The following is a 17,868-nucleotide window of genomic DNA, read 5'->3' on the forward strand; positions in this document are numbered from 1 at the left end:
ACTCAGCCGCGCACGCGTAGGGTCAGGCCCTTGAGGAAGTTGCGCAGCAGTTGGTCGCCGCAGGGCCGGTAGTTGTCATGGCCGACCTTACGGAACAGGGCGCTGAGCTCGGGCTTGGAGACCGGGAAGTTGACCGACTTGAGTATTACGTGCAGGTCTTCTTCCTTGAGCTCGAATGCGACCCGCAGCTTTTTCAGAATGGTGTTGTTGGTCACCGGCAGTTCGACCGGCTGTGCAGGGCGGCTGTCGTCCTTGCCACGGCGGTGGATCACCAGGCCATCAAGAAAGTGCGCCATGACCGGCTCGGGGCAGCGCACGAAACCTGGCTCTTCCTCTTTCTTGAGGTAGTTGGCCAAGGCCTCGGCGGTGACGTCCAGGCCAGACAGCTTGATGATGCCGACCATTTTGGCATCGTTGATCTTGAGCATGTAGCGCAGGCTGCGCAGTACATCGTTGTGGTTCATTTGACTCGAATCCTGTTCTGAGCCGCGCGATCCGGCGCGGCGGTATTGCTTAGAAGCGTTCGCTGGAGGCCATGTAACGCCACTGTCCCAGTGGCAGCTTGCCCATGGACACACCGCCCAGGCGAATGCGGCGCATGCTGATTATCTGCAGGCGCAGGCTGGCGCACAGCTCGGAAATTTGCCCCGGTTGCGGGTTTTTCAAGGCCAGGCGCAGGTGGGTTTCGTTCTGCCAGCTGGCTTTGGCCTTGGGCAGCTCCCGGTCATTGCGCATGACACCACGAGCCAGGCGTTCCAGCGCCTGTGGCGTGGCTTCGCCGCTGACTTCGATGATGTATTCCTGCTCCAGGCGACGCAGGTCGGCGTCGATCTTGCGGGAAACCCGCCAATCCTGGGTGAACACCTGCAGGCCGCTGGCGCCGCGCTCCAGCGGGGCAATGCAGGACAACTTGGTGAAGTGCCCATGCAGGGGGCGTACCCCTTCACGGTGCGCCTCGCTGAGGCTGTCCATGGTCATGCTGATACGTGCCGACTCGGTGTCCAGGCCGGCAGGCTGGTTGAGCAGGAGGGTCACGGGCTCAAGGTTCTCGGCACGCGCGCCGGGCAGCAGCGCGACCTGCTGGCCTTCGACCTTGAACTGCGGCTGCTCGACCACCACGCCATCGACCGTGACCCAGCCGCCTTCGATATACAGCTCGGCTTCGCGGCGGGAGCAGCCGAACTGCTCGATAAGGCGTTTGGACAGGCGGACGGGCTCAGACATGACGACGATTCGCAAAGGCAGGGAAAGGCCGTCATTGTACCTGCCTGAACGGCCGAAGGGCTGGGAATCTGTGTCATTTACGCCGTTTTGGCGAGAGAGTACGGCAGCCGGGTCAGGCCTCTGCGCGGATCAGTCGCAGGTGCAGCAAGGGGTAGGGCTGCCCCAGCCCATCGGTCTCTGAACGGCCGACTACCTCAAAACCTTCGTGCAGATAGAACCCCAAGGCTTGGGGGTTCTGTTCGTTGACGTCCAGGCGTTCGGCATTGAGCTCCTTGATGGCATAGTGCAGCAGCCGCTTGCCAATGCCCTTGCCGCGCCAGGCGGGCGCGACGAACAGCATGTCCACCTGCCGCTTGGACACCCCGGCAAAGCCCTGGATACGCTGGTGTCGGTCCTTGCAACAGATCAGCATGACCGCGTCGAGGTACTGGCGCAGTACATGCTCGCGAAGCAGGACGATGTAGGCATCAGGCAGGAAGTCGTGGGTCGCGCGCACTGAGTCTTCCCAAACCTGAGTCAGTTCGGGGTAATCGCTCAGGTGTGGTGTTTGTAGCGTCGAGACCTGGACCATCCGCGTATTCCTCCTGTGGATTGAGGAAAACATAGATGCAAAAGCCAGAAGTGGCCTGGGAGATGTTGGGGCTGCTTTGCAGCCCCCGGCATTACAAAGGTGATGCGTCGATCAGACAGGCTCAGCCCACATGTCGTACTCGTCGGCATCCACCACCCGGCAACGCACTTTGTCGCCCGGTTTGAAACCGTGGTCGCCATCGATGAACACGCTGCCGTCGATCTCCGGTGCATCGAAGAAGCTGCGGCCAACCGAACCTTGCTCCTCGACTTCGTCGATCAGTACTTCGATCTCCTTGCCGATGCGCAGTTGCAGGCGGGCGCTGCTAATGGCCTGCTGATGCGCCATGAAGCGGTCCCAGCGGTCCTGCTTGACGTCATCTGGCACTTCGTCCAGGCCCAGGTCATTGGCCGGGGCACCTTCGACAGGCGAATACTGGAAGCAGCCGACGCGGTCGAGCTGGGCTTCGGTCAGCCAGTCGAGCAGGTACTGGAAGTCTTCTTCGGTCTCGCCGGGGAAGCCGACGATGAAGGTCGAACGGATCACCAGCTCAGGGCACTGCTCGCGCCAGTTCTTGATGCGCGCCAGGGTGCGGTCTTCGAAGGCCGGGCGCTTCATCGACTTGAGCACCTTGGGGCTGGCGTGCTGGAAGGGGATATCCAGGTACGGCAGGATCTTGCCGGCGGCCATCAGCGGGATCACGTCGTCGACGTTCGGGTACGGGTACACATAGTGCAGGCGCACCCAGGCGCCCAGGCTGCTCAGCGCTTCGCACAGCTCGAGCATTCGGGTCTTGACCGGGCGGCCGTTCCAGAAGTCGGTCTTGTACTTGACGTCGACGCCGTAGGCGCTGGTGTCCTGGGAAATTACCAGGATCTCCTTGACGCCCGCCTTGACCAGGCGCTCGGCCTCGCTCAGCACTTCACCCACCGGGCGGCTGACCAGCTTGCCGCGCATCGACGGGATGATGCAGAAGCTGCAGCTGTGGTTGCAGCCTTCGGAAATTTTCAGGTACGCATAGTGGCGCGGGGTCAGCTTGATGCCCTGTGGCGGCACCAGGTCGATCAGCGGGTTGTGGTCCTGGCGCGGCGGTACCACTTCGTGCACGGCGTTGACCACCTGCTCGTACTGCTGCGGGCCGGTAACCGACAGCACGCTCGGGTGCACATCACGGATGCTGCCTTCCTCGACACCCATGCAGCCGGTGACGATGACCTTGCCGTTTTCCTTGATCGCTTCGCCGATCACTTCGAGCGACTCGGCCTTGGCGCTGTCGATGAAGCCGCAGGTGTTGACCACCACCACGTCGGCGTCCTCGTAAGTAGGCACGACTTCATAACCTTCCATGCGCAGCTGGGTCAGAATGCGCTCGGAATCGACCAGGGCTTTAGGGCAACCCAGGCTTACGAAACCTACCTTAGGAGTGGCGGGAGTGGTGGACATGACTAACCTCGGTATTGAATACAGGTCGCCCGGCCGGAAACGGGGGCGATCTTGACGGGCGCTTTTTGGCGCCTCTGATCAAAAAGTGCGCAATTCTAGCGAGCGTAAGGTCGCTTGACTAGCAGAAATACGACGAACGCTGCGCTATGCTTCGCGCCGTTGCGCCTAGGCATCTGCCATGCCCAGGCGCGGGGGTGAATTCTATCGGCCCAGAGGGCCGTCTGCGGGAGTGGTCGATGGTTCAGGCAAGCAGTCATGCCGAAGGCGGACACGAGGGAAAGCAGGGCGCGACGCGGTCGCTGGGCCTGCTCGTGGCGGCTGTCGGGGTGGTTTATGGCGATATCGGCACCAGCCCGCTGTATACACTCAAGGAAGTCTTTACCGGTGGCTATGGAGTGCCGGTCAACCATGACGGCGTGCTGGGGATCCTGTCGCTGATCCTCTGGTCGCTGCTGTGGGTGGTGTCGTTCAAGTACGTGATGTTCATCCTGCGTGCCGACAACCAAGGCGAGGGTGGCACCATGGCGCTTACCGCACTGGCGCGGCGGGCCACGGCGGCCCATCCACGGCTGCGTACATTGATGGTTATCTGCGGGTTGATTGGTGCTTCGCTGTTCTATGGCGACAGCATGATCACCCCGGCAGTGTCGGTGCTGTCGGCTGTAGAGGGCATGGGCCTGGCCTTCGACGGCATCGATCACTGGGTGGTCCCGATCTCGCTGGTGGTGCTGGTGGCGCTGTTCCTGGTGCAGAAGCATGGCACCGAGAAGATCGGCAAGTTGTTTGGCCCGATCATGGTGGCCTGGTTCGTGGTGCTAGGGGCCTTGGGGGTGCATGGCATCTCGCAGAGCCCGGAAGTGCTCAGGGCGTTCAACCCAGGCTGGGCGGTGAACTTCTTCATCGTTCATCCCGGCATGGGGGTGGCCATTCTCGGCGCCGTGGTGCTGGCGCTGACCGGTGCCGAGGCGCTGTACGCCGACATGGGCCACTTCGGCCGTAAACCCATCGCCCGCGCCTGGTTCGCCCTGGTGCTGCCGGCGCTGGTGCTCAACTATTTTGGCCAGGGCGCAATGCTGCTGCAAAACCCGGAGGCGGCGCGCAACCCCTTCTACTTGCTGGCACCCTCCTGGGCATTGCTGCCGTTGGTGGGGTTGGCAACCATGGCCACGGTGATTGCTTCGCAAGCGGTGATTTCCGGGGCGTTCTCCCTGACCCGTCAGGCGATTCAGCTGGGGTACATACCGCGCATGCAGATCCAGCACACCTCCAGCGATGAGCAGGGGCAGATCTACATCGGTGCGGTGAACTGGACGCTGATGGTCGGCGTGGTGCTGCTGGTCATTGGTTTCGAGTCTTCCGGGGCCCTGGCCGCGGCGTACGGTGTGGCGGTCACCGGCACCATGCTGATGACCACGATTCTGGTGTCGGCGGTGATGTTGCTGCTATGGAAGTGGCCCCCGGTGCTGGCGGTGCCGATTCTGCTGGGCTTTCTGTTCGTGGATGGGCTGTTCTTCGCTGCCAACGTGCCGAAGATCGTGCAGGGCGGGGCCTTCCCGGTACTGGCGGGCGGCGTTCTTTACTTGTTGATGAGCACCTGGAAGCGCGGCAAGCAGATCCTCGTAGAACGTATCGATGAGGGTGCGCTGCCGCTGCCGGTATTCATCAGCAGCATCCGCATACAACCGCCGCACCGGGTCGAAGGCACAGCCGTGTTCCTGACTGCGCGGCCGGACGCCGTACCCCATGCGCTGTTGCACAACATGCTGCACAACCAGGTGCTGCACAGCCAGGTGGTGCTGCTGACGGTGGTCAGCGAGGACCGGCCACGGGTGCCGGAGCAGGAGCGCTTCGAGGTGGAAGCCTATGGCGACGGGTTCTTCCGCGTCCTGTTGCATTTTGGCTTCATGGACGAGCCGGACGTGCCGGCGGCCTTGAAGCTGTGCCATCTGGAGGACCTGGATTTCAGCCCGATGCGCACGACCTACTTCCTCAGCCGCGAAACAGTGATTGCTTCGCGGCTGGAGGGCATGTCGCGCTGGCGCGGAAATCTGTTCGCGTTCTTGCTCAAGAATGCCAACGGCAATCTGCGGTTCTTCAATCTGCCGTTGAACCGGGTGATCGAACTGGGCACCCAGGTCGAGATCTGATCCGCAGCCTGATGGGCCTGGTGCCCAGGCCTACAAAAAGGCTCTCAGTTCTGTTCCGCCACACTCGACTTGCCCTGGCGCGTCTCGATCTCGCCGATCAGGCGCTTGGCCAGGGCAGGGTAGTTCTCGTCGAAGTGGTGCCCACCCGGCAGCTTCAGGCGCTCACCGACGGCCGTCTTCTCGGTGCAACCGCTTTCGTCGGTCTCTTCCACGCCATACACGCACACCACCTTGGACGCAGGCAGCTTGGCCATTTCCGGCCCAGTGGGTGCCTCCTGGCCTTCCTTGCCCAGCCAGCCTTCGACCTCGATCTCGAAACTGCCGCTGCGGGCGAAGGCCAGTAGCATCACCGCGTCGATGCGTTGCTGGTCCTCGGCCGGCAGGCGGTTGTAGATCGCTGGCAGCACGTCGGCGCCAAACGAATAGCCGGTCAATACAAAGCGCTTGGTACCCCATTTCTGGCGATAGTGCTGCATCAGTTCCGACAGGTCGGCGGCGCTTTGCTCGGGGGTCTTGTGTTGCCAGTAATAGCGCAGGGTGTCGATGCCGACCACCGGGTAGCCCAGTTTGGCCATCTCCCCGGCCACGTCGCGGTCCAGGTCGCGCCAGCCGCCGTCCCCAGAGAGAAACAAGGTGACGGTATCAGTGGTTTGCCCAGCCGGCACCTCGACCACCGGAATGGCCAGGGCATTGCCATCGTGACCGACCAGGGCTTGGGTCAGTTGCAATTTGAGCACCTGAGGCAAGTGGATGTCGTAATCGCTGATGCTGGTTTCGGCGTTGGCCTGGTCGCGCACGAAGGCTGCGCTGGCGTCATCCGGGTTGTCGTTCCAGGCGACGTTCCAATGGCCATGGGCCGCTGACTTGGGCAGCGCGGCCTGGCAGCCGGGTTGCTCCAGGGTGAAGTCGACGGAAATGGCCCGCGCCTTGTCGTCGGTCTGTGCGGCCAGCCAACGCCAGGCCTGTGCCGCGCCTGGGCCGATACCGGCCACCAAAGTCGGTTTTTCCGACAGCTGGGCCAATGCCAGGTCCAGCGCTTGTTGCTGGAGGGTGCAGTCGTTGGGCGGCAGGATCACCTGCACCAGCTGGGCTTCCCCGGCCTGGCTCAGGTCCAGCAACTGCTTGTCGGTCAGGGCCTGGTCCTGAGGTACGCCGATGGCGACCCGGGCCTTGGCGTGCACGCCAGGGGTGACACGGGTAATGCTGGTGTTATTGAGGGTCAGCTGCTCAAGGCGCGCCTCGGGCGCAGGGCGCGTCCACAGCCAGAAGGCCACGGCAGCGCCCAGGGCGGCGAGCAGCAGCGGTATCACCAGGTACAGCCAATAGCGTCGGATCATCAGCGTTTCACCAATCCAGTCAGGCCGCCAGCGATCAGGGCGGCAGTGTCGGCCAGTGCCACCAGCGGGTCGAGCCCGGCCGGCACGGCCATGTAACGGGGTTCCCAGTCCGGTTGGAACTTGTCCTTGAAGCGTCTAAGCCCCTGGAAGTTGTAGAGCTGTTCGCCGCGGCGGAACACCATCGAGCCCAGGCGCTGGGTCAAGGGCGCACCGCGCCGTGGCTGCAGCCCGGAAAGCGGGACCATGCCCAGGCTGAAGCGGGCGTAGTCGTGGCTTTTGTAGTGCAGGATCAACCCGATCATCATGAATTCCATGGTCAGCTTTGGTGCTTCGGGGTGTGCACGCATCAGGTCGAGGCTGGCCAGCGCGTTGCCGTGGGTTTCCAGCAGGTTGGCAAATGCCACCGGCCGGCCCTGGAAGCGAATCAGGGCGATGCGAAAGTGCTGCAGGTACTCGGGGCTGAAACGCCCGAGCGAGAAGCCTTTCTCGCGCACGTTCTTGCCACCCAGCCAGGCATCGGAAATGTCCTTGAGCTCTGCCAGCGGGGCGTGACCGGGCTCGTGGATTTCCAGGCTTAGGCCGTCACGGCCACCGCGGTTCCAGGTGTAGCGCAGGTCTTTCATCTCCTTGCCCTTGGCTTCGAGGTCAAAGCGGCGCAGGTCGACCCGGGCTTCCTCGCCGAGCTTGAGTGCGGTCAGGCCAATGTCCATGTAGAACGGCAGGTTCTCCGCCCGGACCTGATAGAACACTGGCCGGGCGTGGTGCAGGTCGCACAGGTCACGGAACTGCCAGATCATCTCGGCGCGCTCCTGGGCGGGGCCGATCGGGTCATACAAGGCGACCAGGCTCCGACCGCGACGGGCGTACATGAGGAAGGCGTTGTCACCGGGGTGGAACAGCAAGGCCTTGTCGCCGGTCAGGGCCAGGCCGCCATCGGGTTGGTCGGACGCCAGCAGGATGCGGTTGGCACGTTGCAGCTCTTCGTCATCGGGCAGGTGGATCACCGGTGGTGCGGTACGCAGCAGCCAGGTCAGGGCGACTGCCAGCAACAGCACCGCGCTGCCCATGGCGGCGCGCAGGCCACGCGGTGCGTCGGCATCCAGGGTGAACTGCCACCACAACTGGTGGCTGTAGGGGACATCCTGATAGGCGAACAGCAGCAGCCACACTGAAGCACCGACCACGCAGGCACTGGCCACCAGGAATACCGGCGAGAAGGGCAGCTCCAGCAGGCGGCTGGGGCGGTAGAACGAGCGACGGAACAGGGCAAGCAGCGCGGCGGTGAAGGTCAGCAGGCAGGCTTCTTCCCAGTCGAAGCCCTTGAGCAATGACAGCAATGCACCGACCAGCAGCAATGTCGTGGTCAACAGCCAGGCCGCAGACAGGCGTCGGCGCAGGCCTTGGGCCAGCAGCAGGCAGAGCACGCCTATCAGGCTGGCGCCGAAGTGCGATGCATCGATCAGGCGATGGGGGACCAGAAACCCCATGTGTTCCAGGCGCGTGTCGATCTCAGGCGTGGCACCCGAGAACAGCAGTACCACACCAGACAGAAACACCAGGATCGACAACACCGGTGCGGCCAGCCCCGAGGCGACCTTGATGGCCTGTTGCGCGAACAGCAGGCGCCGGGCTTCGTTGGCCAGCAGCAGCACACAGGCCAGCAGCAGCGGCAGCACCACATAGATCAGGCGATACAGCAGCAGGGCGGCAGCCAGTGGCGCGGCGCCCAACTGGTCGGCAAAGGCGGCCAGCAAGATCGCCTCGAACACGCCGACGCCACCGGGTACATGGCTGAGTACGCCAGCGGCCAGGGCCAGCAGGTAGACCAGGATAAAGGCGCCAAACGGCGGTGCCACTGGCAGCAGGAGATACAGCACGGTGGCGGCGGCGGCCACGTCCAGGGCAGTGATCAGCATTTGCAGGGCAGCCAGGCGAGCGCCCGGCAGGCGCAAGGTGCGGCGGCCCAGTTGAACCAGCAGGTTATCGGCCAACGGTTGTTCGGCCAGGCGTCTGCGGTAAAGCCCCATCACCAGCACCGCAAACAGCACCAGTACGGCTGCGGCAATGCCTGCCAGCAGGCCCGGCGAAAGGCCCAGCGCAGTCGAGGCGGCCGGCAGATCGCTCAAGGTCGCCAAGGCCGCCAGAGGCGGCAGTGCACAGCCCAAGGACAGGCTGGCAAACACGGTCATCCGTGCGACTTCTGCGGCCCCAAGCCCCTGTCGGGCATACAGGCGGTAGCGCACCGAGCCCCCCGAGAGCATTGACAGGCCGATAGCGTTACCGATGGCGAAGGCGCTGAAGCCGCCCAGAATCAAACTACCCGCAGGCAGTTTCACGCCGGCATAGCGGCTGGCCGACCATTCGTACCCCAGCAGAATGACGAACCCGGCTGCCGTAGCCAGCAAGGCACCCAGCAGTGACTGCGTCGGCACGCTGAGCATGGCATCGTGCAGTGCATAGATGTCCAGTTCGCTCAGCAGGTGTCGGCAGGCAACCAATGCCATGGCGAACAGTACCAGCGTTACCGCCAGGCCAATGGGCTGGCGGTAGCGGCTCAGTCGCTCGATCATGGGCAGGCGCTGCGCAGCAGCCGGTAGCGCCGTAGCGAGCGGCACCGGAGGTTCGGGGTTGTGGGAGGTCATGAATCAATACCCCGAGCCGATAGCGCGAGGCGAGGGAGAGGTGCGGCCAAGTGAAAGTCCCTTAGGAAAACGTATCCAATATTACTCCGGGCACAGACGCTTTCAGCGGGCTGGCAGGGTTAAAGATAGTTCATCCTGAGTGCGACATCTCAAGCCTGGGGGAAAGGCTGAAGGCAAGCGGGTTGCGAGGCGACGAAACGTATGGGACCCAAAAACAACAAACCCCGCGCTGCTGTTACACAGGCGGGGTTTGTTCTGACGAATATGGTTGCGGGAGCCGGATTTGAACCGACGACCTTCGGGTTATGAGCCCGACGAGCTACCAGACTGCTCCATCCCGCGTCAGAGGTGCGCATTCTACAGCTTGTTGAAGCTGTGTAAAGCGTTAATTGTTGATTTCTCAACCTATTTTCTTCGGCATCATTTTCGATGCAAAGAAAAAGGCCACTGTGTTAACAGTGGCCTTTTCTTTATTTGGTTGCGGGAGCCGGATTTGAACCGACGACCTTCGGGTTATGAGCCCGACGAGCTACCAGACTGCTCCATCCCGCGTCTGTGGGGCGCATTCTACAGTTTAACGATTCAGTGTCAAGCGCTAACACTTGATTTCTCGTAACTTTTTGGCTGTCGTCTTTTTTTAGCGCAAAGAAAAAGGCCACTGCGTTAACAGTGGCCTTTTCTCGAATCTGGTTGCGGGAGCCGGATTTGAACCGACGACCTTCGGGTTATGAGCCCGACGAGCTACCAGGCTGCTCCATCCCGCGCCTGTGAGATCGAATTCTACGGATTTACGCACCTATGTCAAGCGTTTTTACTTAAAAAACCTTTTTCGTTCAAACCCTTAGCGTTTGATTAATGCGTGCGGGTCAGGCGGGGCGGGGCTTTCAGGCCGATTGTCGAACGATGCGGCGCGCAGGCTGTTGCGCCAGAGGGGGCATGCGATACTATCTGTATGAATCTACAGTACTGACGGTCATCCATGTCCTTGCGCAAGATCATCCATGTCGACTGCGATTGCTTCTACGCCGCGATCGAGATGCGTGATGACCCGCGCCTGGCCGGTCGGCCCATGGCGGTCGGCGGGTCGGCCGAGCATCGCGGGGTGATCGCCACCTGCAACTATGAAGCGCGCGCCTATGGTGTGCGCTCGGCCATGTCATCGCGGCATGCGCTCAAGCTGTGCCCTGACTTGTTGATCGTCAAGCCGCGTTTTGAAGCCTATCGCGAGGCATCGCGTGAGATTCACGCCATTTTTCGTGACTACACCGAGCTGATCGAGCCGTTGTCGCTGGATGAGGCCTACCTGGATGTAAGCGATAGCCAGTGGTATGCCGGTAGCGCCACGCGTATTGCTGAAGATATCCGCCGGCGCGTCGCCCGTACCTTGCATATCACGGTGTCGGCGGGTGTCGCACCCAACAAGTTCCTGGCCAAGATTGCCAGCGACTGGCGCAAGCCCAACGGGCTGTTTGTCATCACCCCGGGTGAGGTCGAAGCCTTTGTCGCTGCCTTGCCGGTGGCCAGGTTGCACGGCGTGGGCAAGGTTACGGCGGACAAGCTGGCGCGGATGGGCATCGACACGTGCCTTGACCTGCGTGAGTGGTCGCGCCTGGCGCTGGTGCGTGAGTTCGGCAGTTTTGGTGAGCGGCTGTGGGGGCTGGCGCGGGGTATTGACGATCGCGCCGTGCACAATGATAGCCGCAGGCAATCGGTCAGTGTGGAGAACACCTACGATACCGACCTGCCGGATCTGGCCAGTTGCCTGGAACGCCTTCCTGCATTGCTCGACAGCCTTGATGAGCGCATTGCCCGTATGGATAGCAGCTATCGGCCGGACAAGCCTTTCGTCAAGGTCAAGTTCCATGACTTCAGCCAGACGACAATGGAGCAGGCGGGGGCGGGCAGGGATCTGGAGAGTTACCGGCAGTTACTGAAGCAGGCGTTTGCACGGGGTGGCAAGCCGGTGCGCTTGCTGGGCGTAGGGGTAAGGCTGCGGGATTTGCGCGGTGCGCATGAGCAACTGGAGTTGTTTCCACCTAAATGAACAAGGGCCGCAAAGCGGCCCTGTTCATTTACTGCACGTCATTTATTGCACGCCAGGATCAGCCACTAACCGCCCGGTGGCCTTGGTCAGTGATTGCAAGAATTCCTGCTGCAGTTCCGGATCGTTGCGCGTCAGCTCGATCAGGCTCTGCTCCATTTCACTGGCTTCCTCTTCCAGGCCCAGCTCGGACAGGCGCTTGACCCGGTGCACCCACTGGCCGACATCATCGTCTTCCAGGTCGTCGAAGATCAGTTCGTGGGCTTCGAGCAGCTTGTTGCGCAGGGTGGCACTGACCAGCAGGCTGGCGTCACCGCGCACCGCATTGTCCTCATCGACCACCTGCAGGTGCAGGGTGCCGATGTGGTTGAGGTTCTGCTCCGAGAACGGGCTGTCGAGCAGGTTCAGGCGCAGTACGCCGTTCCTGTCGGTGGTCAGCTCGTGGTTCATCTTGCCGGCCTTGACCTCAACCAGGCGCTCGCTCCAGGGCAGGCTGGTGGATTCTTCGCGTTTGTCCTTTTGTACTTCGCTGATCCCGGCAAGGTTCTGCTGGGCGCGACCGTTGGACTGCACGTTCATGAACGGGTTGAGCCCCGCCACGCCATAGCTGAGCCAGTCGTGGGTCACGCTTTCAGGCAGGTTACCCAAGGCGAAGACGTTGACCACGTTGGCCCCCACGCCAGCCACCACAGCCACCGCACCCAGCGGGATCTCGTAGATCTCCCGCCAGGGCTGGTAGGGCGTGTAGCGGTCGTAGCGACGGGTGACTTCGAACTCGGTGACTTCGAAGCGCTTTTGCTCATGCACGCGCACACGTCGTTGCGGCAGCTCCATCACCTTCGGCTCGCCGACATCGATCTGCAGACTGTGTTCGAGCAGCTTTCGCTCGACGCGCTCCTCGTGCTCGCTGCGCTGGGACATCTGGTTGGCGCAGCCGCTGATGAGCAGGGCGCCGCACAGTGCGGCGCCCCCCAGGGTAAAGGTACTTCGCTTGGACATGATCACTCGTGCATTGATTATCAGCGGCGAACGCGGGCCTGCAGGAAGGACAGCACTTCATTGAGTGGCAGCGCTTGAGCATCCTGTTCGGTGCGGTGCTTGTATTCCAGATTGCCTTCGGCCAGGCCGCGGTCGCTGACGACGATGCGGTGCGGGATGCCGATCAGCTCCATGTCGGCAAACTTGATGCCAGGGCTGGTCTTCTTGTCGCGGTCGTCCAGCAGTACTTCGAAGCCGGCGGCGGTCAGTTCGGCATACAGCTTGTCGGTCGCCTCGCGAACCACCTCGGTTTCATAGCGCAGCGGCACCAGGGCGATCTGGAAAGGCGCCAGGGCGTCGTTCCAGATGATGCCTTTTTCGTCGTAGCTCTGTTCGATGGCGGCAGCGACCACACGGGACACGCCGATGCCGTAGCAACCCATGGACAGCACCACCGGCTTGCCGTTCTCGCCCAGTACCTGGCATTTGAGTGCCTCGCTGTACTTGGTGCCGAGCTGGAAGATGTGCCCGACTTCAATGCCGCGCTTGATCACCAGGGTGCCCTGGCCGTCCGGGCTCGGGTCGCCTTCGACGACATTGCGCAGGTCGGCGACTTGCGGAACCGGCAGGTCGCGCTCCCAGTTGACGCCGAAGTAGTGCTTGTCGTCGATGTTGGCGCCGATGCCGAAGTCGCTCATCAGGGCAACCGAACGGTCGATGATGCATTCCAGTGGCAGGTTCAGTGGGCCGAGCGAGCCTGCACCGGCGCCGATGGCGTCGCGCAGTTCAGCTTCGGTCGCCATGACCAGCGGGTCGGCAACCTGTTCCAGCTTGGTGGCCTTGATTTCGTTGAGCTCGTGGTCGCCACGGATGATCAGCGCGATCAGCTTGCCTTCTTCGGCGCCGCGCACGATCAGGGTTTTGACGGTCTTCTCGATCGGCAGGCCGAAGTTTTCGACCAGCTGGGCGATGGTCTTGGCATCCGGCGTGTCGACCAGGCGCAGCTCCTCGGCAGGGGCAGGGCGCACGGTTTCACGTGGGATGGCCTCGGCCTTCTCGATGTTTGCGGCGTAGTCGGAGCTGTCGCTGAAGATCACATCGTCTTCACCGGATTCGGCCAGGACGTGGAATTCGTGCGAGTAGCTGCCACCGATGGAGCCGGTGTCGGCTTGCACTGGGCGGAAGTCCAGGCCCAGGCGGGTAAAGACGTTGCTGTACGCCTGGTGCATGCGGTCGTAGGTTTCCTGCAGGGAAGCCTGGTCGGCATGGAAGGAGTAGGCGTCCTTCATGATGAACTCGCGGCCGCGCATCAGGCCGAAGCGCGGGCGGATCTCGTCACGGAATTTGGTCTGGATCTGGTACATGTTGAGCGGCAGCTGTTTATAGCTGGACAGCTCGTTACGGGCCAGGTCGGTAATGACTTCTTCGTGGGTCGGGCCAACGCAGAAGTCGCGGTTGTGGCGGTCCTTGAGGCGCAGCAGCTCTGGGCCGTACTGCTCCCAGCGGCCGGATTCCTGCCACAGTTCGGCAGGCTGGATGCTTGGCATCAGCACTTCCAGGGCGCCGGCGGCGTTCATTTCCTCGCGTACCACGGCTTCGACCTTGCGCATTACTCGCAAGCCCATCGGCAGCCAGGTGTACAGGCCAGAGGCCAGTTTGCGGATCATGCCGGCGCGCAGCATGAGCTGGTGGCTGATGACCACTGCGTCGGCAGGGGTTTCTTTCTGGGTGGCGAGCAAATATTGACTGGTGCGCATGGTGGGCCGTGTCGATTGCCTAAGACGTTGAAATGACCCCGCATTGTACGGGGGCGAAACGAAGGCGTACAGGATGCCCCAGGGCGTGGCAATTGTCAGCCAAGAAAAAGCCCGGCAATCGTGCCGGGCTTTTTCAGGTGCGGGGCACTATAAGCGAGGCTTACAGGATGCTCAGCGGGTATTCGACGATCAGACGCAGTTCGTCGATCGAGCTCGAACCGTAGTACACGCCGTCGCTGGAACGGTAGGTAGCTTGACGGACACGGAAGCTCAGGTCCTTCGCCGGGCCGCTCTGCATGACGTATTTGACGTCGATGTCGCGTTCCCATTCCTTGCCGTTGTCGGTGGTACGGGTGGTTGCACCGGTACCGCGCGCGTAACGGGTCATGAAGGTCAGGCCTGGTACGCCGAACTCGGCGAAGTTCAGGTCGTAGCGCGCCTGCCAGGACTTCTCGTCTTCGGCGTTGAAGTCGGAACGGGCGATGGAGTTGGCCAGGAACACGGTACCGCCGCCGTCTACGCCATAGGCGTAGTCGCCGTCACCGCTGACCTTCTGGTAGGCCAGGGTAAAGGTGTGGGCGCCAATGTTGTAGGCACCGGACAAGCTGGCTGCGATGTTGTCGAGTTCGTTGCTGCCGTCGGACTTGCTGACGAACGCGCCGGTGCGGTTGTCGCCGATGGATTTGGTGTCATAGATGTTGAAGTCGAACACCAGGCCTTGCTTGTCGCTGATCGGCAGCGCCCAGTTGATGTTGCCGTACCACTTGCGGAAGTGATCTTCGACGCGCGAGTAGTAGATGCTGGTGCTGAAGCTGTCGGTGACAGCGTAGGTGCCGCCGAAGATGTTGGCTTCGGTCAGGTTCAGGCTGTCGTGGAACGTCTGAGCCTGGGCATTCATGGCGGTGAAGTGACCGGCGTTCAGGGTCAGGCCATCGATCTCGTTGCTGGTGATCAGGCCACCTTCGGCAACTTCTGGCAGCAGTCGGCTGTCATCAGTGGCGAATACCGGCATGGCGGTGAACTGGTCACCGAACTTCAGCACGGTATTGGAAATGCGCATTTTTACAGCGCCGCCGCCCTCGGAGTAATCATCCTGCGAACGACCATCGGAGCCGGTCGGGAACAGGCCGGTGCCAGCACGACCTTTGCCGCTGTCCAGTTTCAGGCCGAGCATGCCGATGGCGTCGACGCCGAAGCCTACGGTGCCCTGGGTGAAGCCCGATTCGTAAGTGCCGAGGAAGCCAAGGCCGGTTTCTTCCACGCGGCTCTGGCTGCCGGCTGGGTTGTTGCGGAAGTCACGGCTGAAGTACAGCATGCGAGTTTTGACGTTCAGCTGGCTGTCTTCGATGAAACCCTTGGACTCGTCTTGTGCAGAGGCGAAGGCCAATTGCGAGGTCCCTGCCGAAACGGCCAGGGCGATCATGCTCCACTTCATCACGCGCATCGTGATTTGCTCCTTTGGTTTTTAGGAAGAGTACCGCTGCGCCCAAGTTTTCTAGTTATATGGGGCAGCTCTTTCTTGTTATGTCGGCGGAAATGTATAGCACGCTGACTGTTGTTGGCGATATGGGCATATTCATCGTTTCGTGAACTTTATGGCCATGTCGCTTTAAGGTATTTCCATGTCGCAAATCACGCCCCGGTTTCCGGGTCGTACAACGCCAGCGCTGTTCCTGTCACCGTCACGAATCTGTAACTACAGATTCCGGTTAGGGAAACTCCCTGGTGTATCCAAAGCGGCTGTTGTTATTTGTCGCGTACATCGCTCAATGCAGATGCCGTGCCGACTTGGTGGGGAAGGAATGCAACAACCGTGCTCAAAATTAACCCCGGTTCATGAAATTTTCACAAACGCGGGTGCCGAAGGTCGGAAAGTACCGGAAACACGGGGTGAGGCTTGTCTGATGGTGTGCCGGATAAGTTGTCCGTTTCAAACCCAAAAGCTGTCATAAAAGTCAATGTGTTACCGATCACTGTTAATGCAGTGTCATTCGAGTGGGTAAAAGCGTAGTGCCGTGCTCGTTTGCGGCCTCATTTTGGTGCGAAAAGTAGCGGTGTGTTACCGCGGCTGTGCACGCTGCGGGTGTTCATGAACTTAAAGTGTGCAGTGCAGGGCGGCTGTGGCATGCCGGCGCACGCGAAGCAAGGTATCCTTGCGCGATAGCCCCGTGTGTCGCGGGCCCGTTATTGAGTGTTGGAGGTTGGTAGTGGCTGAGATGGATTCGCGTTTGCAGCAAGATACTTGGGTGCTTGGAGACTTTCCGTTGTGCCGTTTGCTGCTCAGCAAAGATGCCAATTACCCCTGGTTCATCCTGGTGCCTCGGCGCGCCGGCGTGAGCGAGTTGTTCGACTTGAGCCAGGAAGACCAGGCGCAACTGTGGACAGAAACCACGTACCTGGCCGAGGCGCTCAAGCGCGAGTTCGAGGCTGACAAGATGAACGTTGCCACGCTGGGCAATGTGGTCAGCCAGATGCACATGCATGTGATCGTTCGCCACAAGCATGACGCCGCCTGGCCAGCGCCAGTGTGGGGCAAGGTGCCGGCCGTCGAGTATGCGCCGGGGCAGGTCGATGCCATCCGTCAGCGCCTTCGCGCGCTGCTCAACGACGATTACCAGGAGGCCTGAAATGTCACCTGAATCGCGAATCATCGAGCTCGAAACCCGGCAGGCGTTCCAGGACGATACGCTCCAGGCGTTGAATGATGTGGTGGTCGAGCAGGGGCGGGTGATCGAACGCCTGCAACTGCAGATGGCCGAGCTGCTCAAGCGTTACGAAGAGATGGTGGGGCAGTACGGCAGCGAGGGAGAAGAGGCGCCGCCACCTCATTATTGAGTTCAGGCAGCCCTGGCATTGCACCAGGGCTGGCAAGGTCAGCGACGGGTTACCGCGACCACATCTTCGGCCTGCAGGCCTTTGTCACGGTGCATGACCGAAAACTCGACGCGCTGGCCTTCGACCAGAATGCGGTGGCCTTCACCGCGAATGGCGCGAAAGTGCACAAAGATGTCGTCGCCCGAATCGCGGGAAATGAAGCCAAAGCCTTTGGACGTGTTGAACCACTTGACCGTACCCGTATCGCGGTTGCCGGCCTCCAGGGGCGCGTTCTGGCTGGCGCGGGCTTTTCTGTTGCCACGGGCGAAGCCTGCGGCCAGGTGCAGGGCCACGGCCAGTGCCGCGCAGACCAGCGCCGCCAGGTTGCCCATCTCGGGCCGAGCCAGCAGCGTCAAGGTCTGCAGCACCACGGCCACCACCAGCAGGGCGCAGGCCAGGTGTTGCAGTTGTTGCCGGGCACCTCGGTAGTACAACGGCACGACCGGGGCCAATACCAGGTTAAGCAGGCCGAGCAGCGCCAGGTAGACCGCATCAGGTTGCTGCAGGAAGGGTGTTGCATCGGTTTTCAGGCTGGGTATGAGCGATAGCAGCAAAGCCGCTACGCCCGTCACCAGATGGACGATCTTGAACATGGGGTTGGCTCACAGTTGACAAGCTGATCACAGGAAGAGCTGGCGACACGGTGCGCATGAGGTGTAAAGCGCGAACACGTGGTGGGCCAGCCTATGCACCCGGCAATAACAGTCCGCACGGGTGGCACCCTGCCTATTTAACAGCAAAGGGGCAGGGTACTCAAACCGCAGGCCACTGCAGCCGATGTGTTGCGCTATGTCACAGGCGGCTTTTACCAAGTGTTGATACAGTGTGAAGGGCCCGCTTGATCATCAAGCCTT

14 protein-coding genes and 3 tRNA genes are annotated in these 17,868 nt (G+C 61.6%); 4 read left to right on the forward strand and 13 right to left on the reverse strand.

From position 1 onward, the window contains the following. Positions 1-2: 2 nt before the first annotated feature. The 4 genes from OGV19_RS02315 to rimO all read right to left on the reverse strand — a co-directional run bounded on the left by OGV19_RS02315 (position 3) and on the right by rimO (position 3,238). A complete protein-coding gene (locus tag OGV19_RS02315; protein ID WP_264311949.1) occupies positions 3-464 on the reverse strand; it encodes a YehS family protein in 462 nt (153 codons plus the stop codon). 49 nt (positions 465-513) lie between these two features. Further along, on the reverse strand, positions 514-1,224 hold the full coding sequence (locus OGV19_RS02320; RefSeq protein ID WP_264311950.1) for an rRNA pseudouridine synthase: 711 nt from the start codon (positions 1,222-1,224) through the stop codon (positions 514-516). A gap of 112 nt (positions 1,225-1,336) precedes the next feature. Continuing rightward, positions 1,337-1,795 carry a GNAT family N-acetyltransferase gene (locus OGV19_RS02325; protein WP_264311951.1) on the reverse strand — a complete coding sequence of 153 codons (459 nt, stop codon included), beginning with the start codon at positions 1,793-1,795 and terminating at the stop codon, positions 1,337-1,339. A 111-nt stretch (positions 1,796-1,906) separates the two neighbouring features. Next, the gene (rimO, locus tag OGV19_RS02330) at positions 1,907-3,238 is read right to left on the reverse strand and encodes a 30S ribosomal protein S12 methylthiotransferase RimO (RefSeq protein ID WP_264311952.1); all 1,332 of its coding nucleotides are present in this window, start codon (positions 3,236-3,238) and stop codon (positions 1,907-1,909) included. Positions 3,239-3,474: 236 nt separating this feature from the next. Here rimO and OGV19_RS02335 point away from each other — a divergent pair, with 236 nt between their 5' ends. Continuing rightward, positions 3,475-5,385 (forward strand): potassium transporter Kup, encoded by a 1,911-nt coding sequence (locus tag OGV19_RS02335; RefSeq protein ID WP_264311953.1) that lies wholly within the window; start codon positions 3,475-3,477, stop codon positions 5,383-5,385. Positions 5,386-5,429: 44 nt separating this feature from the next. Here the strand turns inward: OGV19_RS02335 and OGV19_RS02340 are convergent, their stop codons facing one another. The 5 genes from OGV19_RS02340 to OGV19_RS02360 all read right to left on the reverse strand — a co-directional run bounded on the left by OGV19_RS02340 (position 5,430) and on the right by OGV19_RS02360 (position 10,128). Next, positions 5,430-6,722, reverse strand: a complete 1,293-nt coding sequence (locus OGV19_RS02340) for a virulence factor family protein (RefSeq protein ID WP_264311954.1) — start codon at positions 6,720-6,722, stop codon at positions 5,430-5,432. Beyond that, entirely contained in the window at positions 6,722-9,364 is a 2,643-nt protein-coding gene (gene mprF, locus OGV19_RS02345; RefSeq protein ID WP_264311955.1) for a bifunctional lysylphosphatidylglycerol flippase/synthetase MprF, read from the reverse strand. Before mprF ends, OGV19_RS02340 begins: the two co-directional genes overlap by 1 nt. 265 nt (positions 9,365-9,629) lie before the next feature. Continuing rightward, positions 9,630-9,706 (reverse strand) — tRNA-Met (locus tag OGV19_RS02350). Between the two features lie 133 nt (positions 9,707-9,839). After that, positions 9,840-9,916: transfer RNA gene (locus OGV19_RS02355), tRNA-Met, on the reverse strand. Between the two features lie 135 nt (positions 9,917-10,051). Continuing rightward, a tRNA-Met gene (locus OGV19_RS02360) sits at positions 10,052-10,128 on the reverse strand. A gap of 221 nt (positions 10,129-10,349) precedes the next feature. Here OGV19_RS02360 and dinB point away from each other — a divergent pair. Further along, positions 10,350-11,408, forward strand: coding sequence for a DNA polymerase IV (gene dinB / locus OGV19_RS02365; RefSeq protein ID WP_264313877.1), 1,059 nt, complete (start codon positions 10,350-10,352; stop codon positions 11,406-11,408). A 42-nt stretch (positions 11,409-11,450) separates the two neighbouring features. On the opposite strand, the gene OGV19_RS02370 is transcribed toward dinB, so the two are convergent. The 3 genes from OGV19_RS02370 to OGV19_RS02380 form a co-directional block, all read right to left on the reverse strand. Beyond that, complete coding sequence (locus OGV19_RS02370) at positions 11,451-12,404, reverse strand: YceB family lipoprotein (protein WP_264311956.1); 954 nt, start codon at positions 12,402-12,404, stop codon at positions 11,451-11,453. Positions 12,405-12,424: 20 nt separating this feature from the next. Beyond that, entirely contained in the window at positions 12,425-14,140 is a 1,716-nt protein-coding gene (locus OGV19_RS02375; RefSeq protein WP_264311957.1) for a proline--tRNA ligase, read from the reverse strand. A 160-nt stretch (positions 14,141-14,300) separates the two neighbouring features. Then, entirely contained in the window at positions 14,301-15,584 is a 1,284-nt protein-coding gene (locus OGV19_RS02380) for an OprD family porin (RefSeq protein WP_264311958.1), read from the reverse strand. 763 nt (positions 15,585-16,347) lie between these two features. On the opposite strand from OGV19_RS02380, the gene OGV19_RS02385 reads away from it, so the two are divergent. Then, on the forward strand, positions 16,348-16,767 hold the full coding sequence (locus OGV19_RS02385; protein ID WP_264311959.1) for an HIT family protein: 420 nt from the start codon (positions 16,348-16,350) through the stop codon (positions 16,765-16,767). A 1-nt stretch (position 16,768) separates the two neighbouring features. Further along, on the forward strand, positions 16,769-16,975 hold the full coding sequence (locus OGV19_RS02390; RefSeq protein ID WP_264311960.1) for a SlyX family protein: 207 nt from the start codon (positions 16,769-16,771) through the stop codon (positions 16,973-16,975). A 38-nt stretch (positions 16,976-17,013) separates the two neighbouring features. Here the strand turns inward: OGV19_RS02390 and OGV19_RS27635 are convergent, their stop codons facing one another. Next, positions 17,014-17,607 (reverse strand): cold shock domain-containing protein membrane protein, encoded by a 594-nt coding sequence (locus OGV19_RS27635; protein ID WP_319026033.1) that lies wholly within the window; start codon positions 17,605-17,607, stop codon positions 17,014-17,016. Positions 17,608-17,868: the final 261 nt, after the last annotated feature.

It is taken from the genome of Pseudomonas putida (genome assembly GCF_025905425.1).
Classification (GTDB): domain Bacteria; phylum Pseudomonadota; class Gammaproteobacteria; order Pseudomonadales; family Pseudomonadaceae; genus Aquipseudomonas; species Aquipseudomonas putida_AF.